This window comes from Pectobacterium sp. IFB5596 (assembly GCF_021432585.1).
Classification (GTDB): domain Bacteria; phylum Pseudomonadota; class Gammaproteobacteria; order Enterobacterales; family Enterobacteriaceae; genus Pectobacterium; species Pectobacterium punjabense.
The window spans coordinates 1-24,855 of the sequence record NZ_LXFY01000018.1 but is presented as its reverse complement, the minus strand read 5'-3'; the positions used below and the strand labels follow the sequence as shown (position 1 = coordinate 24,855).

Below are 24,855 nucleotides of genomic sequence, written 5' to 3'. Positions count from 1 at the left end.
TCGATGGAGGCGCATTATAGGGATCTGTTTTCGTTGCACAACAACTTTCTTGATCTTTTTTTCTGTTCGCGCGTTTTTCGACCCTTTCGATGAGATCTTACGCGATCTGCGTTATTTTTCAGTTGCCGCCGCGGCATATCTGTCGATATTTTGTCTGTTAATGCGAATAATCAGCGTGTGGCAACTAAATAACTGCGAGGTTATCGATGAGTGCAAAAACATTCCGTCGTTATAACGGTATTTCTCCTATTTTAGGTGAAAGAGTCATGGTCGATCATTCTAGCGTGGTGATTGGCAAGGTAACACTAGGCGATGACGTCGGTATTTGGCCCCTTGTCGCCATACGCGGTGATGTTAACTACATCACGATTGGTGCAAGGAGTAATATTCAGGACGGAGCAGTGCTTCATATCACCCACTGCTCAGAGAAAAAACCAGAAGGTAATCCACTTATTATTGGCGAAGACGTTACTGTAGGCCATAAAGCGATGCTGCACGGTTGCCAAATAGGAAATAGGGTTTTGGTGGGAATGGGTTCAATACTTCTGGATGGTGCCATTATTGAGGATGATGTCATGATCGGTGCGGGTAGCTTGGTCCCTCCTGGAAAACGTCTAGAGAAAGGACATCTATACCTTGGCAGCCCAGTTAAAAAGATTCGGCCACTGACACAAGAAGAAATAGAGGGGCTGGTTTACTCAGCAAATAACTATGTTCGTTGGAAAGATGAATACCTTGCTCAGGATAATGAGTAACACCCCTCATCATCCCATTCTTCAGCAACAATCATTTTTTCAAATTCGTCTTCAAGATCCCATCTATATTCCTTGAACAGTGCCAGCCACTGTTCAGGGCTATCTCCCCCGTAACGGTGCTGAAGACATTCAGCACTTATCAGGCATTCCTGCTGAAAGCCATTCACTAAAACAGGGAAACGGATCGTCATTATCTTATCATCCCAACTTTCACGATCTGGGAACTGGATCGCTTGGTTCACTTCGCGAGCTCCTGCTTCAGTAAAGCAATCACGGGCTCCACCTCCGGCATCACACCATGCCAAAGTTTGAACGCATGTGCCGCTTGTCCCACCAGCATTCCCAAACCATCGGCATAATGGGTAGCGCCATGCTGTACGCACCATGACAAAAAGGGTGTCAGTTGCGGCAGGTAAAACATGTCATAGCAACACGTTTTTGGAGAAATGAGTTCTGGCGGTAAGTTAGGAATACTATCGTACATACCAGAAGAGGTTGCGTTAATGACCAGATCGAAAAACTGACCATGTAAATCGTCGAGAGCAACCGCTTGAATATCGCCAATATCACAGAAGGCCTTAGCTAAAGCATCAGCTTTAGAGAATGTCCTATTCGTCAGCACAACTGTGCAGCCATAAGCCAGTAAGGGTTGGATAACCCCCCGCGCTGCGCCGCCCGCCCCCACTAGCAAAACACGATCCAGCGGCTTCACCAGCGCCAGCCGTTGCAGATCGCTGAGCAAACCGATGCCATCTGTATTATCACCAAATAGGCGTCCGTCACTCAGCCTCTTCAATGTATTCACCGCACCTGCGCGCGCCGCAGATTCGCTACGCTCATCAGCTTCGGCAAAAGCCCTCTCTTTAAAGGGCGCAGTGACATTTGCACCACCAGCACCATCGCGAAAATACTGACGCAGCTGCGGCTCAAAATGATCCAGAGGCACTAACACACGTTGATATGTCAGCGTTATCCCCGTCTGTGCAGCAAATAACTCATGTATGCGAGGCGATTTACTATGCGCAATCGGATTACCAAAAACTGCAAAAGACGTTACTTCAGACACGTTCCCCTCCAACTTACCGTTAGCCCTGACGAATGAGCTCGCCTGTTAGTACATCCCTGATTTCTGATGGATTCATTCTTCCGCCGACGTTCCCACACAGCACAGGAAAACTGTCGCCAAACTGCTGCAATACGTCCTGAGCAGTGCGACAAGGGAGTTGCCCACTTAAATTGGCACTGGTTGACACTAACGGTTTACCGTAACGCTGGCACAGCTCCTTGACTAATGGATGGTCACTAACGCGTACTGCAAGCGAAGAAAATTGCCCCGTTAACCACTTCGGCGTCGTCTGTTTTGCAGGTAATACCCACGTAACTGGACCTGGCCATGTAGAAAACATCACGCCCTTCTGCTCGTCAGATAACACGCTGTCATCAATATAAGGCGCTAGTTGACTAAAATCTGCTGCAATCAGGATCAGACCTTTTTGCCAAGGGCGTTGTTTTAACGCCAGCAAGCGGTTAACCGCTACTTCACTATCAGGGTCACATCCCAACCCAAATACGGCTTCAGTCGGGTACGCAATCACCTGCTCATTATGTAATTCCCGCAAAACAGGAATCATTAGTTCATCAGAGACATCACTCATTCTTATCAACTTCTGTCGCTATTGGTTTTCCGCATAATTTACTGGCACAAAATAGCTTGGTGCCTTGTGCCGTCTTCTTCTCAAACAATAAAGCATAATGGCAAGAGGGGCATTCACCCGCTATCGGTTTATGGTTTAACGCAAACTGGCAATCGGGATAACGATCGCAAGAATGAAACACCTTACCGTAGCGAGACTTACGCTGTAGCAGCGTGCCTTCATTACACTGTGGACATCGAATCGCCGTTTCATCAGGGCGATCGATAGTCTCGGTATGATTGCACTCAGGATAATTACCGCAGCCGATGAACATCCCATAACGGCCTTGCCGTAGCACCAATGTCGACTGACAAAGCGGGCATTGCTGTCCATCCAACACTTTGACAATATGTCCATCAGCCTGCGCTTTAAGCGGGCGAATGAACCCACATTCCGGATACGTAGAACAGCCAAGGAATGGGCCGTGCCGACCAGAACGGATAACCAGCACTGACCCACAGTCTGGGCATATTTCCTGTTTTTTTTCAGTAAACAATTCAGGTTTAGCCATTCGAACCGTTATTCCTCTGGCTATTGCACATAACCGTCATTGACCTCAAAAAGTAATTCTTCCATTTGCTGATAGGCATTCTCACAACCGGGAACATTGAAAAGCACCATGAGAATAACCCACTTCAGATCTTCCAGATCAAATTCCTGCGTTTCCAGCGCCATCACACGTTCGATGATCATCTCGCGCGTTTCAAGATTCAGAACCTGAATTTGCTCAAGGAACAATAAAAATCCACGACAGTCCGCATCCAGACGCAGCTCCTCATCCTGCGTATAGATTCGCATAGCCAGAGCATCGTTCGCCAAATAAAGCGGCGCAGTTTGTCCTTCCTGAATATCGGCCAATTTTTCCAGCCAACTCAACGCGCTATAGATATCATTACGATGGAATCCAGCGCGAGTGAGGTCATCAGTTAACGTATCCTGATCGACACGCATTTCAGTTTCATTGTGGATGTAGCTCTCAAACAAGTACATGAGTACGTCGAACATGGCTTGCCCTCCTTAATCGGACATAGCCGCCGGGTACTGCTGCGATCCATCCTGCTAACTCCAGTTCTAATAGCTTAGTGACTACTTCTGGCACAGGTTGGCCGGCACGTTCAGCGACAACGTCAACAGGTGTAACCTCATCTCCTACGTTAGCCAACACGTCGGCAAATGGCAATTCGCCATTCTCTTCTTCGTTAGAAATAGTTTGCCCACTTTCCATCGGTAGCCACTGTAATTCACTCACCAACTGTTCAAGAATATCCTTCGGATGTGTAACTAGGCTGGCCCCTTGCTGGATCAGCCAATGTGTACCCTCAGTCATGGGGTTACCGATAGCTCCCGGCAAGGCAAAAATGTCCCGCCCTTGCTCTAAAGCATAACGCGCAGTGACCAGCGACCCACTACGGATAGACGCTTCGATAACTAGGACGCCCAGCCCTAACCCACTAATGATGCGATTTCTTCTGGGGAAGTTGGTTGGAAAAGGCGGCATAGCGAGGGGGAATTCAGAAACCAGTGTGCCGCCATCGTCACAAATACGTTCAGCAAGCTTGGCGTGACGCTTGGGATAAATATTCTCCAGCCCGCTCCCCAGCACGGCTATCGTTTTCCCCCCTGCATCCAAGGCAGCCCGATGAGCGATACCGTCAATACCAATCGCTAACCCACTGGTCACCGTCAGTTCATTTGCCGCAAATTCCTGTGCAAAAAAACATCCCCAGCGTTCGCCGTAAGCGCTATTACCTCGGCTACCCACGATCGATATTTGTGGCGATGCCAATAATTCAGGAGAACCAGAAACAAAAAGCAACAGCGGAAAATCACGAATATTGCTCAACAGAAAGGGATACAGTACATCTTCGCACGTCACAATATGGTGATTAGGAGACGACAGCCAGTTGAGAGTCTCCTCCAACACATTAGGATCATAAGCCCAGAACTGAGATATTTGAGCAGGGGACAGGCCTAATACGCTCAACATATTGTTATCTAAATCGTTTAGATCAATAAGCTTTCTGGCAATAGCTCGACTACGCCTGATTCCCAGATGCCGTACGCCCGTCATACGTAGCCAAATTTCCGTTGATAGCATCAGCGTCCCTTATTCTGCTATGTTCAGATAAGTCGTGCAATTCGGTGCTGATGCTGTCAATCGAGGCCGGAAATGTCTAGAATGTACGCTAAGACTCTTTCACTATTCAGATACAGATCTAAACATATATGTCAGTTTTGCAGGTATTACATTTCCCAGACGAGCGGCTGCGCATTACTGCGCAACCCGTAAAAGAAGTCAATGCAGATATTCAACGTATCGTGGATGATATGTTCGATACCATGTACGAAGAAGAAGGTATTGGACTAGCCGCAACACAAGTGGATATTCACCAGCGTATTATTGTGATTGACGTCTCTGAAGAACGAGACCAACGGTTAGTGCTGATCAATCCAGAGCTGATTGAAAAGAGCGGTGATACGGGTATCGAAGAGGGTTGCTTGTCGATCCCTGAAACACGTGCACTGGTTCCTCGTGCAGAGCATGTAAAAGTGCGAGCATTGGATCGTGAAGGTAACGTGTTCGAACTTGAAGCAAGCGAGCTACTTGCCATTTGCATTCAGCATGAAATGGATCACTTAGTTGGGAAATTGTTTATCGATTACCTTTCCCCGCTTAAACGCCAGCGCATTCGTCAAAAACTGGAAAAGCTGGCTAAACAGAATAGCCGAGCCCAATAATTTTCACCCTGACAGGAAGCACCGTGTCTGATTCTTTACGCATCATCTTTGCCGGAACCCCTGACTTTGCAGCGCGTCACCTTGACGCGCTTTTATCATCAGGGCACGAGATCGTGGGCGTTTTCACTCAGCCTGACCGCCCGTCCGGTAGAGGCAACAAGCTCACGCCAAGCCCGGTAAAAGTACTGGCAGAACAACATAGCATCCCCGTTTTCCAGCCGAAATCCCTGCGACCGGTAGAAAATCAGGCAATGGTTGAGACGTTAGGCGCCGATGTTATGGTCGTTGTCGCCTATGGATTAATTCTGCCACAGCCGGTGTTATCTATGCCGCGCCTCGGTTGCATTAATGTACACGGTTCTCTGTTACCTCTTTGGCGCGGTGCTGCGCCTATCCAACGTGCATTATGGGCTGGGGATAGTGAAACCGGCGTGACGATCATGCAAATGGACGTTGGGCTCGATACTGGCGCAATGCTGCACAAAATTTCGTGCCCCATCCTGCCACAAGATACCAGCGCGACGTTGTACGATAAACTTGCTGAGTTGGGGCCACGTGGCTTATTGGAAACGTTGGAACAACTTGCAACCAGCAACATTGTCGCTGAAGCGCAAAATGACGCCCTTGCAACCTATGCAGAAAAGCTTAGCAAAGAAGAAGCTCGCTTAAACTGGCAGTTATCCGCCGAGCAACTCGAGCGCTGTATTCGAGCTTTTAATCCTTGGCCAGTAAGCTATTTCAGCGTAGATGAACAACCGATAAAAGTCTGGAAAGCTGAGGTTATAGCCAAAGCACATGACTCACAGCCTGGCACAATCATACAGGCAGACAAGCAGGGTATTCAGGTGGCAACAGCCGCAGGTATCTTGAATATCCAAGAGTTGCAGCCTGCGGGTAAAAAAGTGATGAGTACGCAGGATCTGCTGAACTCACGTCGTGAGTGGTTCATTCCCGGTAATATACTGAACTAATCTATTTTTCATACCGGCGTCATGCCGGTATATCCTCTCTCTTTTACGTATACGTCATCGTTAACACATGAAAAGCTCATACAATCTACGCAGTATTGCCGCAAAAGTGGTGGGACAAGTTCTGGATCAGGGGCAATCACTCAGTGCCCTATTACCGGTTCATCAACGTGAAGTCTCCGATAAAGATCGTGCACTTTTACAAGAGCTTTGCTTCGGCGTATTACGTGTTTTACCGCAGTTGGAATGGTGTATTCAACAACTGATGGCTAAGCCCCTGACGGGGAAACAACGCACACTACATTACCTCATCATGGTAGGCATCTATCAATTACACTACACTCGCATCCCCCCCCATGCTGCTCTGGCAGAAACAGTAGAAGGTGCAGTCGCATTAAAGAGACCACAGCTCAAGGGGTTGATTAATGGCGTATTACGCCAATTCCAACGTCAGCAAGAAGAACTCATTCAGCGTGAGTCAACGCATTCATCTCACTATCTGCATCCAAGCTGGCTACTGGCGCGCATTGAACACGCCTACCCAAATCACTGGCAAAGCGTTGTTGATGCGAATAATCAACGCCCTCCGATGTGGCTGCGCGTGAATCGATTACACCATACACGAGAAGCGTACTTAGACTTGTTGGCGCAAGAAGGAATCGAAGCGTTTGCTCATCCTGAATACGCCGATGCAATACGACTTGCTTCTCCGTGTGCCGTCGATCTATTACCGGGCTTTTCACAAGGGTGGGCAACAATACAGGATGCTTCGGCTCAAGGCTGTGTCTATTGGCTCGATCCACAAAATGGCGAGCAGATCCTCGATCTCTGCGCTGCGCCCGGTGGAAAAACGACGCACATTTTAGAAGCTGCACCAAAATCTCATGTGCTCGCTGTCGATATTGATGAAACACGTTTAGGTCGAGTAAAAGAAAATTTACTCCGATTACAAATGCATGCAGAAGTGAAACAGGGTGATGGTCGCTACCCCGATTCATGGTGTGAAGGGCGTATGTTTGATCGCATTCTGTTGGATGCCCCGTGCTCCGCTACTGGCGTGATTCGTCGTCATCCGGATATCAAATGGTTACGCCGAGACAGAGATATAGAGGAATTGGTTGCACTGCAAAAAGAAATTATTGATGCCATCTGGCCCCATCTAAAACCAGGCGGCACGATGGTCTACGCGACCTGTTCCATTCTACCGCAAGAAAATACTCAGCAAGTTACGGATTTACTGTCTCGCCATGCTGATGCCAAATTGGCTGGTACAGGTACAAGTGAAATACCGGGCATACAGATACTTCCCCATGCTGATGGTGGCGATGGCTTCTTTTATGCGAAGCTGGTAAAAAACTGATATTGAACCCAGTATTGTCTGCAACAGGCAGCAATCAATAAACGGCATGGCTTATTATGAAAATTATCATTCTTGGCGCGGGTCAGGTCGGCGGAACACTGGCGGAAAATCTAGCGGGTGAAAACAATGACATCACTGTCGTTGACACTGATGCAAATCGGTTGCGCCAGCTTCAGGATAAATTTGATCTGCGCGTCGTTACAGGCTACGCCTCTCACCCGCGTGTTCTGCGTGAAGCGGGAGCGGAAGATGCAGATATGCTGGTCGCCGTGACCAATTCAGATGAAACGAATATGGTAGCATGCCAGATTGCCTACTCTCTTTTCAAAACACCAAACCGTATTGCGCGTATTCGTGCTGCCGAATACATTCGTGAATCAGAGCTGCTGTTTTTACCAGAAGCCGTCCCGATTGATCATTTGATCTCTCCAGAGCAGCTAGTGATCGATAACATTTATAAACTGATCGAATATCCTGGAGCACTCCAGGTCGTCAACTTCGCTGAAGGTAAAGTAAGCCTTGCGGCCGTCAACGCTTACTATGGTGGCCCACTGGTCGGCAATGCCCTAACTTCTCTCCGCGAGCATATTCCTCATGTGGAGACCCGCGTTGCGGCAATCTTTCGCCATGATCGTCCGATTCGCCCTCAAGGTTCCACCATCATCGAAGCTGGAGATGAAGTATTTTTTGTCGCAGCTTCTCAACACATTCGTGCAGTAATGAGTGAGTTACAGCGTCTTGAAAAACCGTATAAAAGGATCATGATCGTTGGTGGAGGTAACGTCGGCGCAGGATTAGCACAGCGGCTAGAAAAAGACTACAGCATTAAGTTGATAGAACGAAATGCAGAGCGGGCGATAGAGCTAGCGGAAATTCTGCAAAATACAGTTGTGTTTCATGGCGATGCCTCAGATCAAGAGTTACTCGCCGAAGAACACATTGAGCAGATAGATGTATTCATCGCTATTACCAATGATGACGAAGCAAATATTATGTCAGCTATGCTGGCTAAACGGATGGGCGCAAAAAAAGTAATGGTGCTCATCCAGCGTCGAGCTTATGTCGATCTGGTTCAGGGTAGCGTCATTGACGTCGCGATTTCCCCACAGCAGGCGACAATCTCCGCACTACTCAGCCACGTCCGTAAGGCAGATATTGTTAGCGTGTCTTCTTTACGCCGAGGAGTCGCCGAAGCAATTGAAGCCATCGCCCATGGTGACGAGGGAACATCGAAAGTTGTCGGCAGAATGATCGAAGACATTAAGCTTCCACCAGGTACTACTATCGGTGCAATTGTTCGCGGTGATCACGTCATCATTGCCAATGCAAATAGCAAAATTGAGCAAGGTGATCATGTCATCATGTTCTTGGCTGACAAGAAATTTGTGCCTGATGTTGAACGCCTATTTCAACCAAGCCCTTTCTTTTTGTAATGCGGGAACAAATTTATTACTAACCGATAATCTGGCAAAGATGTGGCTATTGGTTAGAATTAATTTATATTTTTGGCAAGGAGAACAGATATGAGTATCATCAAAGAATTCAGAGAGTTTGCCATGCGTGGCAACGTTGTCGATTTGGCGGTAGGTGTCATTATTGGTGCCGCTTTCGGTAAAATTGTCTCTTCTCTGGTATCGGATATTATTATGCCACCGCTAGGGCTTTTGATTGGTGGTGTTGATTTTAAACAATTCAGTCTCGTTCTTCGTGATGCCCAGGGCGAAATTCCTGCCGTTGTCATGAACTACGGCGCTTTCATCCAGAATATTTTCGACTTTGTCATCGTCGCTTTTGCAATCTTTATAGCTATAAAGCTTATGAATAAAATGCGCCGTAAACAGGAAGATACGCCTGCCGCCCCACCGAAACCGAGTGCAGAAGAGAAGTTACTAGCTGAAATCCGCGATTTGCTTAAAGAACAGCAACCCAAACAATAAAAATCGAATTTTGTCCAATCTCTACTTCGTTATTACGCAGAAAGTAGAAAGGCCAGAGGTAAATAATCATTTGATTGCTTACCACTGGCCTCCCAACTACCTTTCTTCACATGCTTATCTTTCCTACGATAACTTCCTTTCCCTTTTTCATTAACTTCAATTCGTTGGCGAAACAGCGGATCATGCAGCAACGCCTCAATGGCGTTATCCTGAATTTTCCCACGCTTATGACGGTATGTAGTCATCATCACTCCTAAGAAAGTCGGTTTGGTATGAACATAAAGAAACGTGCAGAGTATATAGTCGAAATGGATGGATGAGAACAGAGAGGTATGTGTTTTTCAGCTGATTTAGACATCGGCAGCCTTGTGCCATGCCTATCCATGCAAAAGAATATTTATTTCAGATATAAAAAAACCGGGTTTCCCCGGTTTTTTTACGCTCTTACAGATTACTCTGCAGTAGCTACTTCTTCTGTCTGAGAGACTGAGCGATCAACGAGCTCGATGTATGCCATCGGCGCATTGTCACCAGCACGGAAGCCACACTTCAGAATACGAGTGTAACCACCGGCACGGCTCGCGAAACGCGGGCCCAGTTCATTAAACAGTTTTGCCACGATCTCGTTATCACGAGTACGGGCGAATGCCAGACGACGATTAGCAACGCTGTCGGTCTTGGCAAGAGTAATCAGCGGTTCAACAACGCGACGCAGCTCTTTCGCTTTCGGCAGGGTCGTCTTGATGATTTCATGACGAACCAAAGAACTAGCCATGTTACGGAACATAGCCTGGCGATGGCTGCTGTTACGGTTCAGTTGACGACCACTCTTACGATGGCGCATGACCTTATCCTTCTCAGTAAAACCTTAACCTGTGATCTGGTTACTCATCAGCAATACTTGCAGGTGGCCAGTTTTCCAGGCGCATGCCTAGAGACAAACCACGGGAAGCCAGTACGTCTTTAATCTCAGTAAGAGATTTTTTACCCAGGTTAGGCGTTTTGAGCAGCTCAACCTCGGTACGCTGTACCAGATCACCGATGTAGTGGATAGCTTCTGCCTTAAGACAGTTAGCAGAGCGGACAGTCAATTCCAGATCGTCAACAGGGCGCAGCAGGATCGGATCGAATTCTGGTTTCTCTTCTTTAACTTCTGGCTGACGAACATCACGTAAGTCAACAAAAGCTTCAAGTTGTTCAGCCAGAATGGTGGCCGCACGGCGGATCGCCTCTTCAGGATCGATCGTACCATTGGTTTCCATTTCGATGACTAGCTTGTCCAAGTCAGTACGCTGTTCTACGCGAGCTGCTTCAACATTGTAGGCAATACGCTCTACAGGGCTGTAGCAAGCATCAACTAACAGACGACCAATCGGGCGCTCATCTTCTTCCGTATGAATACGGGCAGATGCCGGCACATAACCACGGCCACGTTGAACTTTGATACGCATACTAATAGATGCGTTTTCATCGGTCAGATGGCAAATTAAGTGCTGCGGCTTGACGATTTCGACATCACCATCATGGATGATGTCGGCTGCAGTCACAGGGCCAATGCCAGATTTATTCAGGGTAAGAATAACTTCATCTTTGCCTTGAACTCTCACCGCCAGCCCTTTCAGGTTGAGCAGGATTTCCAGGATATCTTCCTGTACGCCTTCTTTGGTGCTGTACTCATGCAGTACACCATCAATCTCAACCTCGGTCACCGCGCAACCTGGCATGGATGAAAGCAGAATACGGCGCAGTGCGTTGCCAAGAGTATGGCCGAAGCCTCGCTCTAATGGCTCAAGGGTCACCTTGGCGTGCGTCGAACTCACTTGCTCGATATCAACCAGGCGCGGTTTTAGAAACTCTGTCACAGAACCCTGCATTGTGTCCTCTCTTTGGTACTAAGCTTTACTTGGAGTAAAGCTCGACGATCAGGTGTTCATTAATGTCCGCAGACAGATCGGTACGTTCAGGAATACGTTTGAACACACCTTCCATCTTGGCAGCATCAACTTCCAGCCAAGTTGGCTTTTCACGCTGTTCAGCCAGCTCCAGAGCGGCTTTCACGCGAGATTGCTTTTTCGCTTTCTCACGGATGCTGACTACGTCATTCGGGGATACCTGATAAGAAGCGATGCTAACAACGCGACCGTTTACCATGATAGCTTTGTGGCTTACCATCTGACGTGCTTCAGCACGAGTGGCACCAAAACCCATACGATAAACAACGTTATCCAGACGACCTTCCAGCAGTTGCAGCAGGTTTGCACCTGTGTTGCCTTTCAGACGTGCAGCTTCTTTATAATAGTTACGGAACTGACGCTCCAGAACACCGTAGATACGGCGAACTTTTTGCTTTTCACGCAACTGCACACCATAGTCAGACAGACGCGGTTTACGCGCACCGTGCTGGCCAGGAGCTTGTTCAATTTTACACTTGGAATCGATCGCACGAACACCAGACTTCAGGAACAGGTCGGTGCCTTCACGACGGCTCAGCTTGAGCTTAGGACCCAAATATCTTGCCATTTTCTTTCTCCAACAATCCTAAAAGCGGCGTTATACGCGGCGCTTTTTCGGCGGACGACAACCGTTATGAGGGATCGGAGTCACATCAGTAATATTAGTGATGCGGAAACCAGCCGCGTTCAATGCGCGGATAGTAGACTCACGGCCCGGACCAGGTCCTTTAACCATAACTTCCAGGTTCTTAATACCGTATTCTTTCACGGCCTCTGCGCAACGTTCTGCAGCTACTTGAGCAGCGAACGGCGTAGATTTACGAGAACCACGGAAGCCGGAACCACCGGCAGTTGCCCAACCCAGCGCATTACCCTGACGATCAGTAATGGTTACGATGGTGTTGTTGAAAGAAGCATGGATATGAGCCACACCGTCAGAGACTTGCTTTCTTACACGCTTACGTGCACGAATAGGTGCCTTTGCCATTATTCAATCACCCCGATTATTTCTTGATCGGTTTGCGCGGACCCTTACGGGTACGGGCGTTAGTCTTGGTACGCTGACCGCGAACCGGCAGACCACGACGATGACGCAAACCACGATAAGTACCAAGGTCCATAAGACGCTTGATGCTCAGGGTAACTTCACGACGCAGATCACCTTCTACAACAAACTTGGCAACTTCGTCACGCAGCTTATCGATTTGCTCTTCAGACAGCTCACTGATCTTAACATTCTCGGCAATCCCTGTAGCAGCGCAAATAGCCTGCGACCGAGTTTTACCGATACCGAAAATTGACGTTAACGCAATAACGGTATGTTTATGATCAGGAATGTTAATGCCTGCTATACGGGCCACTATGCACTCCTACAATTTTATACAGCAACACCATTCTGAAAAGCCCGTTTTCAGGATACTCAAATAATGTTGCAGCTACATACAAAAGATTGGCTGGCTAATCTAGCCAGCTCAACCCAACTTTGCAAGAAAAATATGCGAGATAATCAGCCTTGACGCTGTTTATGCTTCGGTTCGGCACTGCAGATCACACGAACGACACCGTTACGCTTAACAATCTTACAGTTACGACATAATTTCTTGACGGAAGCACGAACTTTCATTTTTACTCTCCGTAACTTCTCAAGCTCACCTAATTAACGGTTATAGCCTTTCAGGTTTGCTTTCTTCAATGCAGACTCATATTGACTCGACATCATCAGAGTTTGCACTTGAGCCATAAAGTCCATGATGACGACAACAACGATCAATAAAGATGTACCACCGAAATAGAAAGGTACTTTCATTGCGTCACGCATAAACTCCGGGATCAGGCAGATAAAAGTAATATACATCGCACCAATCAGAGTCAGACGAGTCATTACTTTATCGATATATTTCGCCGTTTGCTCTCCCGGACGAATTCCTGGCACGAATGCACCGGACTTCTTCAGGTTATCTGCTGTTTCACGCGGGTTGAAAACCAACGCAGTGTAGAAGAAACAGAAGAAGATGATTGCAGACGCATAGAGTAACACATAAAGCGGTTGTCCGGGCTGCAAATACAGCGAAATAGTTGTCAGCCAGTTCCAACCGGTACCGCCCCCAAACCAAGATGCAATCGTGGCAGGGAACAGAATAATACTGGAGGCGAAGATCGCTGGAATAACACCAGCCATATTCACTTTCAGTGGTAAATGCGTACTCTGTGCTGCATAAACCCGACGACCTTGTTGACGTTTTGCATAATTAACGACGATACGCCGTTGACCACGCTCAATGAAAACAACGAAGAAGGTTACTGCAAACACTAAAACTGCAACCAACAGCAACAGGAGGAAGTGCAGGTCGCCTTGCCGAGCTTGCTCGATGGTATGGCCAATGGCCGGCGGGAGACCCGCAACAATACCAGCAAAGATTATGATCGAGATACCGTTACCGATACCACGTTCCGTAATCTGTTCTCCCAGCCACATCAGGAACATCGTCCCAGTAACCAGGCTCACAACAGCGGTAAAGTAGAATGCAAAACCTGGGTTTATCACCAAATCTTGCATTCCAGGCATATTCGGCAAACCGGTAGCAATACCGATAGATTGGAATATAGCCAATACCAAGGTACCGTAGCGGGTATACTGGCTAATCTTACGACGGCCAGCTTCCCCTTCTTTCTTTATTTCAGCCAAGGCAGGATGAACCACCGTCAGCAACTGGATAATAATCGATGCCGAAATATACGGCATAATACCCAGAGCAAAGATAGAAGCACGGCTGAGTGCACCACCAGAGAACATGTTAAACATTTCAATGATGGTGCCTCGCTGCTGTTCAAGCAATTTGGCAAGCACAGTGGCATCAATACCAGGAATCGGGATAAAAGAGCCAATACGGAAAACAATTAGCGCACCGATAACAAACAAAAGTCTGCGCTTCAGTTCACCAACTCCGCCTTTAGCACTCTGAAAATCTAATCCTGGTTGCTTAGCCATCTGCTACTTATTCCTCAATTTTACCGCCAGCAGCTTCGATAGCAGCACGAGCACCTTTAGTGACACGCAGACCACGAATCGTTACCGGACGAGCAACTTCACCAGACAGAATCACTTTCGCGAATTCAATCTGAATGCCAATAACATTAGCGGCTTTCAGCGTATTCAGGTCAACTACGTCGCCTTCTACTTTAGCAAGATCAGACAAACGAACTTCTGACGTGATCATCGCTTTGCGAGAAGTAAAACCGAATTTCGGCAGACGACGATATAAAGGCATCTGACCACCTTCAAAACCGCGACGTACGCCACCGCCAGAACGAGACTTCTGACCTTTGTGACCACGACCGCCAGTTTTGCCCAGGCCAGAACCAATACCACGACCTAAACGCTTCGGTGCGTGTTTAGCACCTTCGGCCGGAGACAGAGTATTTAAACGCATCTGTTACTCCTCTACTTTAACCATGTAGGAAACCGCGTTGACCATACCACGAACCGCAGGAGTATCCTCACGTTCAACAGTATGACCAATACGACGCAGACCCAGGCCAAGCAGTGTCGCCTTATGTTTCGGCAGACGACCGATTGCACTACGGGTTTGAGTGATTTTAATAGTCTTTGCCACGGTCAATTACCCCAGAATTTCTTCAACGGATTTACCACGCTTGGCAGCGACCATTTCCGGGGACTTCATGTTGGCTAAACCATCAATCGTTGCACGAACCACGTTAATCGGGTTAGTGGAACCATAGGCTTTAGCCAATACGTTGTGAACCCCTGCAACTTCCAAAACGGCGCGCATTGCACCACCGGCAATAATACCGGTACCTTCGGAAGCTGGCTGCATGAACACACGAGACCCCGTGTGAGCACCTTTAACTGGGTGCTGCAGGGTGCCGTTGTTCAGCGCGACATTCATCATATTGCGACGGGCTTTTTCCATCGCTTTCTGGATCGCTGCTGGAACTTCGCGAGCTTTACCGTAACCAAAACCAACGCGGCCGTTGCCATCACCCACTACAGTCAGTGCGGTGAAGCTGAAAATACGACCACCTTTAACGGTTTTAGATACGCGATTTACCGCGATCAGCTTTTCCTGCAGTTCGCCAGCTTGTTTCTCGATGTGAGCCATCTTACACCTCTACCTTAGAACTGAAGGCCAGCTTCACGGGCAGCATCTGCCAGTGCTTGGACTCGACCATGATATTGGAAACCGGAACGGTCGAAAGAGACATCCTTGATGCCTTTTTCTAACGCACGTTCTGCAATAGCTTTACCTATTGCGGTTGCCGCGTCTTTGTTACCGGTAGACTTCAGTTGTTCAGCGATAGCTTTTTCTACAGTAGAAGCGGCTACCAGGACTTCAGAACCGTTCGGTGCAATGACCTGCGCATAAATATGGCGTGGAGTACGATGTACCACCAGACGCGTCGCACCCAGTTCCTGGAGCTTGCGGCGTGCGCGGGTCGCACGACGGATACGAGCTGCTTTCTTATCCATAGTGTTACCTTACTTCTTCTTAGCCTCTTTGGTACGCACGACTTCGTCGGCGTAACGGACACCCTTGCCTTTATAAGGCTCAGGACGACGGTAGGCGCGTAATTCCGCAGCAACCTGACCAATAACCTGCTTATCAGCACCTTTCAGTACGATTTCAGTTTGGCTTGGGCATTCTGCAGTAATACCTGCCGGCAGTGCATGCTCTACTGGGTGAGAAAACCCGAGAGACAGGTTAACCACATTGCCTTTAACAGCAGCACGGTAACCAACACCAACCAGTTGCAGCTTCTTAGTGAAGCCTTCGGTAACACCGATAACCATTGCGTTCAACAGAGCACGAGTGGTACCCGCTTGGGCCCATCCGTCAACAAAACCTTCGCGCGGAGCGAAAGTAAGAGCGTTGTCAGCTTGTTTCACTTCAACAGCATCATGGATCTTACGACTCAGCTCGCCGTTTTTACCCTTAATCGAAACATCCTGACCGTTGAGTTTTACCTCTACGCCGGCAGGAATGACGACGGGTGCTTTTGCAACACGAGACATTTTTCCTCCCGATTAAGCTACGTAGCAGATAATCTCGCCACCAAGACCAGCCTGGCGAGCTGCACGATCAGTCATAACACCTTTAGAGGTAGAAACAACTGCGATACCCAAACCGGCCATAACTTTTGGCAGCTCATCTTTTCTTTTATAGATGCGCAGACCTGGACGGCTTACTCGCTGAATGCTTTCTACCACTGCCTTGCCCTGGAAATATTTAAGTTCTAATTCCAGAACTGGCTTGGTGTCGCCTTCGATTTTGAAATCTTCAATGTAACCTTCTTCCTTCAGCACGTTGGCAATTGCCACTTTCAGCTTGGAGGAAGGCATGGTGACCGCAACTTTGTTCGCGGCTTGACCGTTACGGATACGGGTCAGCATATCCGCGATCGGATCTTGCATGCTCATCTGTCTTTACTCCCGTGATTCAATTGGTGACAATTACCAGCTAGCCTTTTTCAGACCCGGAATTTCACCGCGCATAGCGGCTTCACGGACCTTGATACGGCTCAACCCGAACTTCCGCAGGAAAGCGTGCGGACGACCAGTTTGGCGGCAGCGATTACGCTGACGAGACGGGCTGGAATCACGCGGCAGAGTCTGCAGCTTAAGAACTGCATCCCAACGATCTTCGTCGGATGAGTTCACACCAGAGATGATAGCTTTCAATTCCTCGCGTTTAGCGCGGTATTTTTCAGCCAGTTTCACACGAACAACTTCGCGTGCTTTCATGGATTGCTTAGCCATTAGTAACCCTACCTTACTTGCGGAATGGGAAGTTAAAGGCGGCCAACAGCGCACGGCCTTCATCATCGGATTTCGCAGTGGTGGTAATGGTAATGTCCAAACCACGAACGCGATCGACTTTATCGTAGTCGATTTCCGGGAAGATGATCTGCTCACGCACACCCATGCTGTAGTTACCACGACCATCGAATGACTTGGCAGACAAGCCACGGAAGTCACGGATACGCGGTACAGCAATGGAAATCAGTCGCTCAAGGAACTCCCACATGCGTTCGCCACGCAGAGTTACTTTACAGCCGATCGGATAGCCCTGACGGATTTTGAAGCCTGCAACAGATTTGCGTGCTTTGGTGATCAACGGTTTTTGACCGGAGATTGCTGCCAGATCAGCTGCTGCGTTATCCAGCAGTTTCTTGTCAGCGATCGCTTCACCAACACCCATATTCAGGGTGATCTTCTCGACCCGAGGGACTTGCATGACAGAATTGTAGTTAAACTCAGTCATGAGTTTTTTAACTACTTCGTCTTTGTAGTAATCATGCAGTTTCGCCATCGTACTACTCCAAATTACTTGATAGTTTCGCTATTAGATTTAAAGAAACGGACTTTTTTTCCGTCTTCAAATCTAAAGCCTACACGGTCAGCCTTACCAGTTGCCGCATTGAAGATTGCAAGGTTAGAAACTTGAATTGCAGCTTCTTTTTCAACGATGCCACCTGGTTGGTTCAGGGCCGGAACCGGCTTCTGATGTTTTTTAACCAGGTTAATACCTTCAACAATGACCTTACTAGCAGACAGGACATTTTTTACTTTACCGCGCTTACCTTTATCTTTGCCGGTTAGCACGATAACTTCGTCATCACGACGGATTTTCGCTGCCATGATTCGCTCCTTAAAGTACTTCTGGTGCCAGAGAGATAATTTTCATGAACTTCTCATTACGCAGTTCACGAGTTACCGGCCCAAAAATACGCGTACCGATAGGCTGTTCGCTGTTATTGTTTAAAATAACGCAAGCATTTCCATCGAAGCGAATGACAGAACCGTCCGGGCGACGAACACCCTTCTTGGTGCGCACCACTACCGCCTTCAGAACATCGCCTTTTTTCACCTTACCGCGAGGAATTGCTTCCTTGATGGTAATTTTGATGATATCGCCGACGCCTGCGTAGCGACGGTGCGAGCCACCTAGAACCTTGATACACATTACGCGACGTGCACCGGAATTATCGGCCACGTTCAGCATAGTCTGTTCTTGGATCATTTTAGTGCTCCGCTAATGTCAACTACTACTTTAGGACCCTTTCGGGCCATTAAATACCCCATAATTGAGGGCGCAGCATTATAACACCGCTTCCTTGGTATGGGTAGAAAAAATAAACGGCCCTTTGCAGAGCCGTTTATCATAAGAGAAGAGCGCTACTTTATTACAGAATCGCTTTCTCTACAACGCGAACAAGTGTCCAAGACTTAGTTTTGGACAGTGGACGGCATTCGTGGATTTCAACCACGTCACCGATACCACATTCATTGTTCTCGTCATGTACGTGCAGCTTAGTCGTACGCTTAATGAATTTACCGTAAAGCGGGTGTTTCACGAAACGTTCGATAGCAACAACAATGGATTTCTCCATTTTGTCGCTTACAACACGACCTTGCAAAGTACGGATTTTATCGGTCATTACGCACCCGCCTTCTCAGTCAGTAAAGTCTTAACACGTGCAATATTGTGACGCACTTGTTTTACCAGGTGAGTCTGTTGCAACTGACCACTGGCAGCCTGCATACGCAGGTTAAATTGCTCGCGCAGCAGGCCGAGCAGCTCAGTGTTCAGCTCTTCAACGCTCTTTTCACGCAGCTCATTTGCTTTCATTACATCACCGTCTTAGTTACAAAGGTGGTTTTGATAGGCAGTTTCGCTGCTGCCAGTTGGAATGCCTCACGGGCTAACTCTTCCGGCACACCGTCCATTTCGTACAGGACTTTACCTGGCTGAATCAAGGCAACCCAATATTCCACGTTACCTTTACCTTTACCCATACGAACTTCAAGCGGTTTTTCGGTGATCGGTTTGTCCGGGAATACACGGATCCAGATCTTACCTTGACGCTTAACAGCACGAGTCATGGCACGACGTGCAGCTTCGATTTGACGAGCAGTCAGGCGACCGCGGCCAACAGCTTTCAGACCGAAAGTGCCGAAGCTAACATCCGTACCCTGCGCCAGACCACGGTTGCGGCCCTTGTGCACCTTACGGAATTTTGTACGCTTTGGTTGTAACATCAGCGACTCTCCTTACTTGCGGCCTTTACGCTGCTGCTTTTTAGGTTGAGCAGCCGGTTTTTCCGGTTGTTCAACGGCAGCCATACCACCCAGGATCTCACCTTTGAAGATCCACACTTTCACACCGATAACACCATAAGTGGTGTGCGCTTCGGAAGTGTTGTAATCGATATCCGCACGCAGTGTATGCAACGGAACACGACCCTCACGGTACCATTCGGTACGCGCGATTTCAGCGCCGCCAAGACGGCCACTTACTTCAACTTTAATACCTTTAGCGCCCAGACGCATGGCGTTCTGTACCGCACGCTTCATAGCACGACGGAACATCACACGACGTTCCAGCTGAGAAGTGATGCTGTCAGCAACCAGTTTTGCGTCCAGTTCAGGTTTACGAACTTCTGCGATATTGATCTGTGCAGGTACGCCAGCGATATCCGCTACGACTTTGCGCAGTTTTTCAACATCTTCACCTTTTTTACCGATAACGATGCCTGGGCGAGCAGTGTGAATAGTCACACGGATGCTTTTTGCAGGACGTTCGATAACGATACGAGAAACGGAAGCCTTCTCCAGTTCCTTCGTCAGGTATTTACGAACTTTAAAATCGCTGTCCAGGTTGTCAGCGAATTCTTTGGTATTCGCATACCAGGTAGAGTTCCAAGGTTTGACAATACCCAGGCGAATACCATTAGGATGTACTTTCTGACCCATTGCTAGTCTCCAGAGTCTCAGCGATCGGACACAACCACAGTAATGTGGCTGGTACGCTTCAGGATGCGATCCGCACGGCCTTTAGCACGCGGCATAATGCGCTTCATGCTTGGGCCTTCGTCAACGAAAATTTTCGCGACTTTCAGATCATCAATGTCAGCGCCATCGTTGTGTTCTGCGTTAGCAATAGCAGACTCCAGCACTTTTTTAACCAGACCAGCAGCTTTCTTGTTGGTGTAGGTCAGAACTTCCAGAGCTTGCGACACTTTCTTACCGCGAATCAGGTCTGCCACCAGGCGAACCTTTTGAGCAGAAGAACGAGCGTGGCAATGTTTAGCGATAGTTTCCATCTCTTCCTCCTACCTTAGCGCTTCTTGGCCTTTTTGTCGGCCGCATGGCCGCGATAAGTACGAGTCGGCGCGAATTCACCCAGCTTGTGACCGACCATTTCATCGGAAACAAACACCGGAACGTGCTGACGACCATTATGGACAGCGATGGTCAAACCGATCATATTTGGAAAGATCGTTGAACGACGGGACCAAGTGCGCAAAGGCTTCTTGTCTCCGCTTTCCACCGCTTTCTCTACCTTCTTCAGCAAGTGCAGGTCAATAAATGGACCTTTCTTGAGAGAACGTGGCATGGTTTATCCTCTAAGATTATTTAGTACGGCGACGTACGATAAATTTATCAGTACGCTTGTTGCTGCGGGTCTTTTTACCTTTGGTCTGAAGGCCCCACGGACTCACCGGGTGCTTACCAAAGTTACGACCTTCACCACCACCGTGTGGGTGGTCGACTGGGTTCATTGCCGTACCGCGAACGGTAGGACGAACACCACGCCAGCGTGCAGCACCAGCTTTACCCAGAACGCGCAGCATGTGCTCAGCGTTGCCAACTTCGCCTAGCGTAGCGCGGCAGTCGGATTCGACTTTACGCATTTCGCCAGAACGCAGACGCAGGGTAACGTAAGAACCATCACGAGCAACGATCTGAACGTAAGTACCAGCAGAACGAGCCAACTGGCCGCCTTTACCTGGTTTCATTTCTACGTTGTGAACCGTTGAACCGACTGGGATGTTACGCATTGGCAGGGTGTTACCTGCTTTAATCGCAGCATCAACGCCAGATTGAATCTGGTCGCCGGCTTTCAGGCCTTTCGGCGCCAGAATGTAACGACGCTCGCCGTCTTTATACAGAACCAGCGCGATATTCGCGGAACGGTTCGGATCATACTCCAGACGCTCAACAACCGCAGGAATACCATCTTTGTTGCGTTTAAAGTCAACAATACGGTAAGCCTGTTTGTGACCACCACCGATGTGACGGGTAGTGATGCGGCCATTGTTGTTACGGCCACCGGATTTGCTGTTCTTTTCCAGCAACGGGGCATAAGGTTTGCCCTTGTGCAGCTCAGGGTTAACCACTTTAACAACGTGGCGACGACCCGGAGATGTCGGTTTACATTTAACAACTGCCATTGTCTTTCTCCTCCGACTTACTCAGCGCCGCCGATGAAGTCCAGATTCTGGCCTTCTTTCAGGGTGACGTAAGCTTTTTTCCAGTCGCTGCGACGACCAATACGCTGTCCGTGACGCTTAACTTTACCCTTAACTACCAGGGTGTTTACGTCTTTAACTTCTACTTCGAACAGTTTCTCTACAGCAGCAACGATCTCTGCTTTAGTCGCGTCTTTGGCAACTTTGAGAACGATGGTGTTAGTTTTTTCCATCGCGGTAGATGCTTTTTCAGATACGTGCGGCGCGCGCAGTACTTTCAGCAGACGTTCTTCACGGATCATGCCAGCATCTCCTCAACTTGCTTAACTGCATCAGCAGTCATAACGACTTTGTCGAAGGCGATCAGGCTAACTGGGTCGATTGCTGCTGCATCACGCACATCAACCTTGTACAGGTTACGCGCTGCCAGGAACAGATTTTCATCCAGTTCACCGGTGATGATCAACACGTCTTCCAGTGCCATTTCTTTCAGTTTCTGAGCCAGCAACTTAGTTTTAGGTGCTTCAACAGAAAACGTCTCGACAACGATCAGACGATCTTGACGTACCAGTTCGGACAGAATGCTTTTCAGCGCGCCGCGGTACATCTTTTTGTTAACTTTCTGACTGTGGTCCTGAGGCTTAGCAGCGAAGGTCACACCACCGGAACGCCAGATCGGGCTCTTAACAGAACCTGAACGCGCACGGCCAGTACCTTTCTGACGCCAAGGTTTTTTACCGGAACCAGTTACTTCAGCACGGGTCTTCTGGGCGCGAGTACCTTGACGGGCACCTGCTGCATAAGCAACAACAACCTGATGTACCAGCGCTTCGTTGAAATCACGACCGAAGGTAGTTTCGGAAACAGTCAGCGCGCTTTGCGCGTCTTTCAATACTAATTCCATTGCTATCTCCTCACGCCTTCACAGCTGGTTTAACGATCAGGTCGCTACCGGTAGCTCCCGGAACAGCACCTTTAACCAGCAGCAGGTTGCGCTCAGCGTCAACACGCACTACGTCCAGGCTCTGAACGGTTACACGTTCGTTACCCAGCTGGCCTGCCATTTTCTTGCCTTTGAACACTTTGCCCGGAGTCTGGTTCTGACCGATAGAACCCGGAACGCGGTGAGACAAGGAGTTACCGTGGGTAGCATCCTGAGTACGGAAATTCCAGCGCTTAACTGTGCCAGCAAAACCTTTACCTTTAGATGTACCAGTAACGTCTACTTTTTTAACGTCAGCGAAAATTTCAACACTGATGCTCTGACCAATAGTGAACTCTTCGCCTTCAGACAGACGGAATTCACGCAGGGTACGGCCAGCTTCTACACCAGCTTTAGCAAAGTGACCTGCTTCTGGCTTGGTAACACGGTTTGCTTTTTTAGCACCAGTAGTTACTTGCACAGCGCGGTAACCGTCGTTAGCCAGGTCTTTAACCTGAGTTACGCGGTTTGCTTCAATTTCGATAACAGTTACGGGGATAGATACGCCATCTTCAGTGAAGATACGGGTCATGCCCACTTTTTTACCGACTAAACCAATCATTGTTTCAACCTCTCAATCGCTCAATGACCTGATTAACCCAGGCTGATCTGCACGTCTACACCAGCAGCCAGATCCAGACGCATCAGAGCATCAACGGTTTTCTCGGTTGGCTCAACGATGTCAACCAGACGCTTGTGAGTGCGAATTTCGTACTGATCGCGCGCATCTTTATTGACGTGCGGAGAAATCAGAACGGTAAAGCGCTCTTTGCGGGTCGGCAGCGGGATCGGACCACGTACTTGCGCACCAGTGCGCTTAGCAGTCTCGACGATTTCCGCAGTTGATTGATCAATCAGACGATGATCAAACGCTTTCAGGCGGATACGGATTCTTTGGTTCTGCATGAGACCAGAGCTCCAATTATTTATAAACGTAAATGATTACTCCTCACACCCATTTCGATTGATGGGGGAGTGTAATCGTCAGCACATAACCCCCATATCGGGAGTATTGTTTTAGGTGCAATAAATGAATATTCACCCTCTGATTCGGATTGAATCAGGCTTACCTTGTTTCAGTAAGCTCGCGCATTATACGCAAATTGGCTGGGGAAGCAACAAGCAGGATGAAATGATTTTAAACGCGGCCGGAACAATGTGAGCTAATCCGGCCGGAGTGGGCATAAAGCACATAATAGCGTATACCTATCCTGCTACTCAGCTTTTAGCTGAGCTTGAAGATAATTTTGTATACCAAGACGTGAAATCAAATCTAATTCAGTTTCCAGCCAGTCGATGTGCCCTTCTTCATCGGCAAGAATTTCTATCATTAAATCCCTGCTGACATAGTCATGTACAGAGTCAGCATAGGAAATTGCCTCACGCAAATTCTTTGCGCCATCCAGTTCAAGTTGAAGGTCTGAACGTAAGATCTCTTCGACATCCTCGCCAATATTTAATTTGCCCAAATCCTGCAGATTCGGGATGCCTTCAAGAAACAGGATTCGTTCGATGTAGCGATCAGCGTGCTTCATTTCGTCAATAGACTCATGATATTCGTGATCGTTTAGACGGGTTAAGCCCCAGTTTTTAAACATGCGGGCATGAAGAAAATATTGGTTAATGGCTACCAGCTCGTTGCCCAATAACTTATTCAGGTGTGTGATAACTTTTTTATCGCCTTTCATGACATGCTCCTCCGCTCCAGTTCTTAAAGTGTAGAACTGGTCAGCAGAGAGTCAAAAAAACGACCCTACATTTTATGCTACTTCATACATGTCAGGAATTTTAGCTTGTTCTTCCTCAAAAATAACACGCGCCTGACGAACACATTTACCGCAATCCGTCCCGATAGGAACGAGCTTACGTAATTGTTGCATAGATTGAGGCTGGTGCTGGCGAACAGCATTACGAATAACTTTGTCAGAAATTGCGTTGCACAAACAAACATACATACCAGAATGACTCATCGTTATCGCGAGTGTCTTTTACGCTACCTTTAAGGACACTACAGACGGCATTTGAAACCGCTCCTAGCGATTTTTTAACCAACTTCAGCATTGTAAATAAGAATTATTTTTATTTCAATTTCGATTTAATCATTTAGACGTAAAAAAAGGCACCGAAGTGCCTTTTTCATGCATTGAGTTTATCAGCGATTAAGCGATAACTTTAGCAACAACGCCCGCGCCTACA

Annotated in this window: 43 protein-coding genes; 6 read left to right on the top strand and 37 right to left on the bottom strand. The window is 48.1% G+C overall.

Annotation, left to right across the window (positions count from 1 at the left end):
• Positions 1-206: 206 nt before the first annotated feature.
• Positions 207-755, top strand: a complete 549-nt coding sequence (locus tag A6301_RS13395; protein WP_107168827.1) for a gamma carbonic anhydrase family protein — start codon at positions 207-209, stop codon at positions 753-755.
• Here the strand turns inward: A6301_RS13395 and A6301_RS13390 are convergent.
• The 6 genes from A6301_RS13390 to dprA are packed head-to-tail and all read right to left on the bottom strand — an operon-like array spanning position 740 to position 4,547.
• Positions 740-997 (bottom strand): DUF1488 domain-containing protein, encoded by a 258-nt coding sequence (locus A6301_RS13390; protein WP_234257984.1) that lies wholly within the window; start codon positions 995-997, stop codon positions 740-742. The two genes, A6301_RS13395 and A6301_RS13390, sit on opposite strands and share 16 nt — an antisense overlap.
• Positions 994-1,821, bottom strand: coding sequence for a shikimate dehydrogenase (gene aroE, locus A6301_RS13385; protein ID WP_234257983.1), 828 nt, complete (start codon positions 1,819-1,821; stop codon positions 994-996). The genes A6301_RS13390 and aroE overlap by 4 nt, the downstream gene beginning before the upstream one ends.
• 19 nt (positions 1,822-1,840) lie before the next feature.
• On the bottom strand, positions 1,841-2,410 hold the full coding sequence (tsaC, locus tag A6301_RS13380) for an L-threonylcarbamoyladenylate synthase type 1 TsaC (RefSeq protein WP_107168830.1): 570 nt from the start codon (positions 2,408-2,410) through the stop codon (positions 1,841-1,843).
• Positions 2,403-2,960 (bottom strand): type I DNA topoisomerase, encoded by a 558-nt coding sequence (locus A6301_RS13375; RefSeq protein ID WP_107168831.1) that lies wholly within the window; start codon positions 2,958-2,960, stop codon positions 2,403-2,405. The genes tsaC and A6301_RS13375 overlap by 8 nt, the downstream gene beginning before the upstream one ends.
• 20 nt (positions 2,961-2,980) lie before the next feature.
• Positions 2,981-3,454: a DUF494 family protein gene (locus A6301_RS13370; RefSeq protein ID WP_107168832.1), complete on the bottom strand. Its 474-nt coding sequence runs from the start codon at positions 3,452-3,454 to the stop codon at positions 2,981-2,983.
• Entirely contained in the window at positions 3,426-4,547 is a 1,122-nt protein-coding gene (gene dprA / locus A6301_RS13365; protein ID WP_107168833.1) for a DNA-protecting protein DprA, read from the bottom strand. Before dprA ends, A6301_RS13370 begins: the two co-directional genes overlap by 29 nt.
• Positions 4,548-4,675: 128 nt before the next feature.
• Between dprA and def the strand changes: the two genes are divergently transcribed.
• From def to mscL, 5 genes are all read left to right on the top strand, one after another.
• Entirely contained in the window at positions 4,676-5,188 is a 513-nt protein-coding gene (gene def / locus A6301_RS13360; protein WP_107168834.1) for a peptide deformylase, read from the top strand.
• Between the two features lie 23 nt (positions 5,189-5,211).
• A complete protein-coding gene (fmt, locus tag A6301_RS13355) occupies positions 5,212-6,159 on the top strand; it encodes a methionyl-tRNA formyltransferase (protein WP_234257982.1) in 948 nt (315 codons plus the stop codon).
• Between the two features lie 67 nt (positions 6,160-6,226).
• A complete protein-coding gene (rsmB, locus tag A6301_RS13350) occupies positions 6,227-7,516 on the top strand; it encodes a 16S rRNA (cytosine(967)-C(5))-methyltransferase RsmB (RefSeq protein ID WP_107168836.1) in 1,290 nt (429 codons plus the stop codon).
• Between the two features lie 56 nt (positions 7,517-7,572).
• Positions 7,573-8,949: a Trk system potassium transporter TrkA gene (gene trkA / locus A6301_RS13345; RefSeq protein WP_107168837.1), complete on the top strand. Its 1,377-nt coding sequence runs from the start codon at positions 7,573-7,575 to the stop codon at positions 8,947-8,949.
• A 90-nt stretch (positions 8,950-9,039) separates the two neighbouring features.
• Positions 9,040-9,453: a large-conductance mechanosensitive channel protein MscL gene (mscL, locus tag A6301_RS13340; protein ID WP_215484006.1), complete on the top strand. Its 414-nt coding sequence runs from the start codon at positions 9,040-9,042 to the stop codon at positions 9,451-9,453.
• A gap of 32 nt (positions 9,454-9,485) precedes the next feature.
• Here the strand turns inward: mscL and A6301_RS13335 are convergent, their stop codons facing one another.
• The 31 genes from A6301_RS13335 to bfd all read right to left on the bottom strand — a co-directional run bounded on the left by A6301_RS13335 (position 9,486) and on the right by bfd (position 24,614).
• Entirely contained in the window at positions 9,486-9,698 is a 213-nt protein-coding gene (locus tag A6301_RS13335; protein ID WP_107168839.1) for an alternative ribosome-rescue factor A, read from the bottom strand.
• Positions 9,699-9,904: 206 nt separating this feature from the next.
• Positions 9,905-10,297, bottom strand: a complete 393-nt coding sequence (rplQ, locus tag A6301_RS13330; protein ID WP_005970246.1) for a 50S ribosomal protein L17 — start codon at positions 10,295-10,297, stop codon at positions 9,905-9,907.
• A gap of 40 nt (positions 10,298-10,337) precedes the next feature.
• Positions 10,338-11,327, bottom strand: a complete 990-nt coding sequence (gene rpoA, locus A6301_RS13325; protein ID WP_005970247.1) for a DNA-directed RNA polymerase subunit alpha — start codon at positions 11,325-11,327, stop codon at positions 10,338-10,340.
• A gap of 25 nt (positions 11,328-11,352) precedes the next feature.
• Positions 11,353-11,973, bottom strand: a complete 621-nt coding sequence (gene rpsD / locus A6301_RS13320; protein WP_010286047.1) for a 30S ribosomal protein S4 — start codon at positions 11,971-11,973, stop codon at positions 11,353-11,355.
• Between the two features lie 30 nt (positions 11,974-12,003).
• Positions 12,004-12,393, bottom strand: a complete 390-nt coding sequence (gene rpsK / locus A6301_RS13315) for a 30S ribosomal protein S11 (protein ID WP_002919257.1) — start codon at positions 12,391-12,393, stop codon at positions 12,004-12,006.
• Between the two features lie 16 nt (positions 12,394-12,409).
• Complete coding sequence (gene rpsM, locus A6301_RS13310) at positions 12,410-12,766, bottom strand: 30S ribosomal protein S13 (protein WP_005970252.1); 357 nt, start codon at positions 12,764-12,766, stop codon at positions 12,410-12,412.
• 146 nt (positions 12,767-12,912) lie between these two features.
• Positions 12,913-13,029, bottom strand: a complete 117-nt coding sequence (gene rpmJ, locus A6301_RS13305; protein ID WP_002227352.1) for a 50S ribosomal protein L36 — start codon at positions 13,027-13,029, stop codon at positions 12,913-12,915.
• A gap of 33 nt (positions 13,030-13,062) precedes the next feature.
• Positions 13,063-14,394, bottom strand: coding sequence for a preprotein translocase subunit SecY (gene secY, locus A6301_RS13300; RefSeq protein ID WP_005970255.1), 1,332 nt, complete (start codon positions 14,392-14,394; stop codon positions 13,063-13,065).
• 7 nt (positions 14,395-14,401) lie between these two features.
• Complete coding sequence (rplO, locus tag A6301_RS13295) at positions 14,402-14,836, bottom strand: 50S ribosomal protein L15 (RefSeq protein WP_015841922.1); 435 nt, start codon at positions 14,834-14,836, stop codon at positions 14,402-14,404.
• Positions 14,837-14,839: 3 nt separating this feature from the next.
• Positions 14,840-15,019 (bottom strand): 50S ribosomal protein L30, encoded by a 180-nt coding sequence (gene rpmD / locus A6301_RS13290; protein WP_004846568.1) that lies wholly within the window; start codon positions 15,017-15,019, stop codon positions 14,840-14,842.
• Positions 15,020-15,025: 6 nt separating this feature from the next.
• Positions 15,026-15,526 (bottom strand): 30S ribosomal protein S5, encoded by a 501-nt coding sequence (gene rpsE, locus A6301_RS13285; RefSeq protein WP_005970257.1) that lies wholly within the window; start codon positions 15,524-15,526, stop codon positions 15,026-15,028.
• Between the two features lie 14 nt (positions 15,527-15,540).
• On the bottom strand, positions 15,541-15,894 hold the full coding sequence (gene rplR / locus A6301_RS13280) for a 50S ribosomal protein L18 (RefSeq protein ID WP_039308896.1): 354 nt from the start codon (positions 15,892-15,894) through the stop codon (positions 15,541-15,543).
• A gap of 9 nt (positions 15,895-15,903) precedes the next feature.
• A complete protein-coding gene (gene rplF / locus A6301_RS13275; protein ID WP_005970259.1) occupies positions 15,904-16,437 on the bottom strand; it encodes a 50S ribosomal protein L6 in 534 nt (177 codons plus the stop codon).
• A 12-nt stretch (positions 16,438-16,449) separates the two neighbouring features.
• Entirely contained in the window at positions 16,450-16,842 is a 393-nt protein-coding gene (rpsH, locus tag A6301_RS13270; RefSeq protein ID WP_005970261.1) for a 30S ribosomal protein S8, read from the bottom strand.
• A gap of 33 nt (positions 16,843-16,875) precedes the next feature.
• Positions 16,876-17,181, bottom strand: a complete 306-nt coding sequence (rpsN, locus tag A6301_RS13265) for a 30S ribosomal protein S14 (RefSeq protein ID WP_010286114.1) — start codon at positions 17,179-17,181, stop codon at positions 16,876-16,878.
• A gap of 13 nt (positions 17,182-17,194) precedes the next feature.
• A complete protein-coding gene (rplE, locus tag A6301_RS13260; protein WP_005970265.1) occupies positions 17,195-17,734 on the bottom strand; it encodes a 50S ribosomal protein L5 in 540 nt (179 codons plus the stop codon).
• A 14-nt stretch (positions 17,735-17,748) separates the two neighbouring features.
• Positions 17,749-18,063 (bottom strand): 50S ribosomal protein L24, encoded by a 315-nt coding sequence (gene rplX / locus A6301_RS13255; RefSeq protein ID WP_005970267.1) that lies wholly within the window; start codon positions 18,061-18,063, stop codon positions 17,749-17,751.
• 10 nt (positions 18,064-18,073) lie between these two features.
• Entirely contained in the window at positions 18,074-18,445 is a 372-nt protein-coding gene (gene rplN, locus A6301_RS13250) for a 50S ribosomal protein L14 (protein ID WP_000613954.1), read from the bottom strand.
• A gap of 163 nt (positions 18,446-18,608) precedes the next feature.
• Positions 18,609-18,863, bottom strand: coding sequence for a 30S ribosomal protein S17 (gene rpsQ / locus A6301_RS13245; RefSeq protein WP_005970270.1), 255 nt, complete (start codon positions 18,861-18,863; stop codon positions 18,609-18,611).
• Positions 18,863-19,054, bottom strand: a complete 192-nt coding sequence (gene rpmC, locus A6301_RS13240) for a 50S ribosomal protein L29 (RefSeq protein WP_005970272.1) — start codon at positions 19,052-19,054, stop codon at positions 18,863-18,865. Before rpmC ends, rpsQ begins: the two co-directional genes overlap by 1 nt.
• On the bottom strand, positions 19,054-19,464 hold the full coding sequence (gene rplP, locus A6301_RS13235) for a 50S ribosomal protein L16 (protein ID WP_005970273.1): 411 nt from the start codon (positions 19,462-19,464) through the stop codon (positions 19,054-19,056). The genes rpmC and rplP overlap by 1 nt, the downstream gene beginning before the upstream one ends.
• A gap of 12 nt (positions 19,465-19,476) precedes the next feature.
• The gene (gene rpsC, locus A6301_RS13230) at positions 19,477-20,178 is read right to left on the bottom strand and encodes a 30S ribosomal protein S3 (protein WP_005970274.1); all 702 of its coding nucleotides are present in this window, start codon (positions 20,176-20,178) and stop codon (positions 19,477-19,479) included.
• 17 nt (positions 20,179-20,195) lie between these two features.
• Complete coding sequence (gene rplV / locus A6301_RS13225) at positions 20,196-20,528, bottom strand: 50S ribosomal protein L22 (RefSeq protein WP_005970275.1); 333 nt, start codon at positions 20,526-20,528, stop codon at positions 20,196-20,198.
• A gap of 14 nt (positions 20,529-20,542) precedes the next feature.
• Positions 20,543-20,821, bottom strand: a complete 279-nt coding sequence (gene rpsS / locus A6301_RS13220; RefSeq protein WP_004929772.1) for a 30S ribosomal protein S19 — start codon at positions 20,819-20,821, stop codon at positions 20,543-20,545.
• Positions 20,822-20,837: 16 nt separating this feature from the next.
• Positions 20,838-21,659, bottom strand: a complete 822-nt coding sequence (rplB, locus tag A6301_RS13215) for a 50S ribosomal protein L2 (RefSeq protein WP_005970276.1) — start codon at positions 21,657-21,659, stop codon at positions 20,838-20,840.
• 17 nt (positions 21,660-21,676) lie between these two features.
• Entirely contained in the window at positions 21,677-21,979 is a 303-nt protein-coding gene (gene rplW / locus A6301_RS13210; protein WP_005970277.1) for a 50S ribosomal protein L23, read from the bottom strand.
• Positions 21,976-22,581 carry a 50S ribosomal protein L4 gene (gene rplD, locus A6301_RS13205; RefSeq protein ID WP_039308906.1) on the bottom strand — a complete coding sequence of 202 codons (606 nt, stop codon included), beginning with the start codon at positions 22,579-22,581 and terminating at the stop codon, positions 21,976-21,978. Before rplD ends, rplW begins: the two co-directional genes overlap by 4 nt.
• Before the next feature lie 10 nt (positions 22,582-22,591).
• Entirely contained in the window at positions 22,592-23,221 is a 630-nt protein-coding gene (rplC, locus tag A6301_RS13200) for a 50S ribosomal protein L3 (protein WP_014701620.1), read from the bottom strand.
• Between the two features lie 32 nt (positions 23,222-23,253).
• On the bottom strand, positions 23,254-23,565 hold the full coding sequence (gene rpsJ / locus A6301_RS13195; RefSeq protein ID WP_001181005.1) for a 30S ribosomal protein S10: 312 nt from the start codon (positions 23,563-23,565) through the stop codon (positions 23,254-23,256).
• Positions 23,566-23,873: 308 nt separating this feature from the next.
• Positions 23,874-24,347 (bottom strand): bacterioferritin, encoded by a 474-nt coding sequence (gene bfr / locus A6301_RS13190; protein ID WP_005970280.1) that lies wholly within the window; start codon positions 24,345-24,347, stop codon positions 23,874-23,876.
• Between the two features lie 72 nt (positions 24,348-24,419).
• Positions 24,420-24,614 (bottom strand): bacterioferritin-associated ferredoxin, encoded by a 195-nt coding sequence (gene bfd / locus A6301_RS13185; RefSeq protein ID WP_107168841.1) that lies wholly within the window; start codon positions 24,612-24,614, stop codon positions 24,420-24,422.
• Positions 24,615-24,855: the final 241 nt, after the last annotated feature.

Excerpts from the sequence above, each read along its gene's own strand:
- A6301_RS13395 (WP_107168827.1), top strand. The coding sequence starts at position 207 with ATGAGTGCAAAAACATTCCGTCGTTATAACGGTATTTCTCCTATTTTA.
- tsaC (WP_107168830.1), bottom strand. The coding sequence starts at position 2,410 with ATGAGTGATGTCTCTGATGAACTAATGATTCCTGTTTTGCGGGAATTA.
- A6301_RS13375 (WP_107168831.1), bottom strand. The coding sequence starts at position 2,960 with ATGGCTAAACCTGAATTGTTTACTGAAAAAAAACAGGAAATATGCCCA.
- A6301_RS13370 (WP_107168832.1), bottom strand. The coding sequence starts at position 3,454 with ATGTTCGACGTACTCATGTACTTGTTTGAGAGCTACATCCACAATGAA.
- dprA (WP_107168833.1), bottom strand. The coding sequence starts at position 4,547 with ATGCTATCAACGGAAATTTGGCTACGTATGACGGGCGTACGGCATCTG.
- def (WP_107168834.1), top strand. The coding sequence starts at position 4,676 with ATGTCAGTTTTGCAGGTATTACATTTCCCAGACGAGCGGCTGCGCATT.
- rsmB (WP_107168836.1), top strand. The coding sequence starts at position 6,227 with ATGAAAAGCTCATACAATCTACGCAGTATTGCCGCAAAAGTGGTGGGA.
- trkA (WP_107168837.1), top strand. The coding sequence starts at position 7,573 with ATGAAAATTATCATTCTTGGCGCGGGTCAGGTCGGCGGAACACTGGCG.
- mscL (WP_215484006.1), top strand. The coding sequence starts at position 9,040 with ATGAGTATCATCAAAGAATTCAGAGAGTTTGCCATGCGTGGCAACGTT.
- A6301_RS13335 (WP_107168839.1), bottom strand. The coding sequence starts at position 9,698 with ATGACTACATACCGTCATAAGCGTGGGAAAATTCAGGATAACGCCATT.
- rplQ (WP_005970246.1), bottom strand. The coding sequence starts at position 10,297 with ATGCGCCATCGTAAGAGTGGTCGTCAACTGAACCGTAACAGCAGCCAT.
- rpoA (WP_005970247.1), bottom strand. The coding sequence starts at position 11,327 with ATGCAGGGTTCTGTGACAGAGTTTCTAAAACCGCGCCTGGTTGATATC.
- rpsD (WP_010286047.1), bottom strand. The coding sequence starts at position 11,973 with ATGGCAAGATATTTGGGTCCTAAGCTCAAGCTGAGCCGTCGTGAAGGC.
- rpsK (WP_002919257.1), bottom strand. The coding sequence starts at position 12,393 with ATGGCAAAGGCACCTATTCGTGCACGTAAGCGTGTAAGAAAGCAAGTC.
- rpmJ (WP_002227352.1), bottom strand. The coding sequence starts at position 13,029 with ATGAAAGTTCGTGCTTCCGTCAAGAAATTATGTCGTAACTGTAAGATT.
- secY (WP_005970255.1), bottom strand. The coding sequence starts at position 14,394 with ATGGCTAAGCAACCAGGATTAGATTTTCAGAGTGCTAAAGGCGGAGTT.
- rplO (WP_015841922.1), bottom strand. The coding sequence starts at position 14,836 with ATGCGTTTAAATACTCTGTCTCCGGCCGAAGGTGCTAAACACGCACCG.
- rpsE (WP_005970257.1), bottom strand. The coding sequence starts at position 15,526 with ATGGCTCACATCGAGAAACAAGCTGGCGAACTGCAGGAAAAGCTGATC.
- rplR (WP_039308896.1), bottom strand. The coding sequence starts at position 15,894 with ATGGATAAGAAAGCAGCTCGTATCCGTCGTGCGACCCGCGCACGCCGC.
- rplF (WP_005970259.1), bottom strand. The coding sequence starts at position 16,437 with ATGTCTCGTGTTGCAAAAGCACCCGTCGTCATTCCTGCCGGCGTAGAG.
- rpsH (WP_005970261.1), bottom strand. The coding sequence starts at position 16,842 with ATGAGCATGCAAGATCCGATCGCGGATATGCTGACCCGTATCCGTAAC.
- rpsN (WP_010286114.1), bottom strand. The coding sequence starts at position 17,181 with ATGGCTAAGCAATCCATGAAAGCACGCGAAGTTGTTCGTGTGAAACTG.
- rplE (WP_005970265.1), bottom strand. The coding sequence starts at position 17,734 with ATGGCGAAACTGCATGATTACTACAAAGACGAAGTAGTTAAAAAACTC.
- rplX (WP_005970267.1), bottom strand. The coding sequence starts at position 18,063 with ATGGCAGCGAAAATCCGTCGTGATGACGAAGTTATCGTGCTAACCGGC.
- rplN (WP_000613954.1), bottom strand. The coding sequence starts at position 18,445 with ATGATCCAAGAACAGACTATGCTGAACGTGGCCGATAATTCCGGTGCA.
- rpsQ (WP_005970270.1), bottom strand. The coding sequence starts at position 18,863 with ATGACCGATAAAATCCGTACTTTGCAAGGTCGTGTTGTAAGCGACAAA.
- rpmC (WP_005970272.1), bottom strand. The coding sequence starts at position 19,054 with ATGAAAGCAAATGAGCTGCGTGAAAAGAGCGTTGAAGAGCTGAACACT.
- rplP (WP_005970273.1), bottom strand. The coding sequence starts at position 19,464 with ATGTTACAACCAAAGCGTACAAAATTCCGTAAGGTGCACAAGGGCCGC.
- rpsC (WP_005970274.1), bottom strand. The coding sequence starts at position 20,178 with ATGGGTCAGAAAGTACATCCTAATGGTATTCGCCTGGGTATTGTCAAA.
- rplV (WP_005970275.1), bottom strand. The coding sequence starts at position 20,528 with ATGGAAACTATCGCTAAACATTGCCACGCTCGTTCTTCTGCTCAAAAG.
- rpsS (WP_004929772.1), bottom strand. The coding sequence starts at position 20,821 with ATGCCACGTTCTCTCAAGAAAGGTCCATTTATTGACCTGCACTTGCTG.
- rplB (WP_005970276.1), bottom strand. The coding sequence starts at position 21,659 with ATGGCAGTTGTTAAATGTAAACCGACATCTCCGGGTCGTCGCCACGTT.
- rplW (WP_005970277.1), bottom strand. The coding sequence starts at position 21,979 with ATGATCCGTGAAGAACGTCTGCTGAAAGTACTGCGCGCGCCGCACGTA.
- rplD (WP_039308906.1), bottom strand. The coding sequence starts at position 22,581 with ATGGAATTAGTATTGAAAGACGCGCAAAGCGCGCTGACTGTTTCCGAA.
- rplC (WP_014701620.1), bottom strand. The coding sequence starts at position 23,221 with ATGATTGGTTTAGTCGGTAAAAAAGTGGGCATGACCCGTATCTTCACT.
- rpsJ (WP_001181005.1), bottom strand. The coding sequence starts at position 23,565 with ATGCAGAACCAAAGAATCCGTATCCGCCTGAAAGCGTTTGATCATCGT.
- bfr (WP_005970280.1), bottom strand. The coding sequence starts at position 24,347 with ATGAAAGGCGATAAAAAAGTTATCACACACCTGAATAAGTTATTGGGC.
- bfd (WP_107168841.1), bottom strand. The coding sequence starts at position 24,614 with ATGTATGTTTGTTTGTGCAACGCAATTTCTGACAAAGTTATTCGTAAT.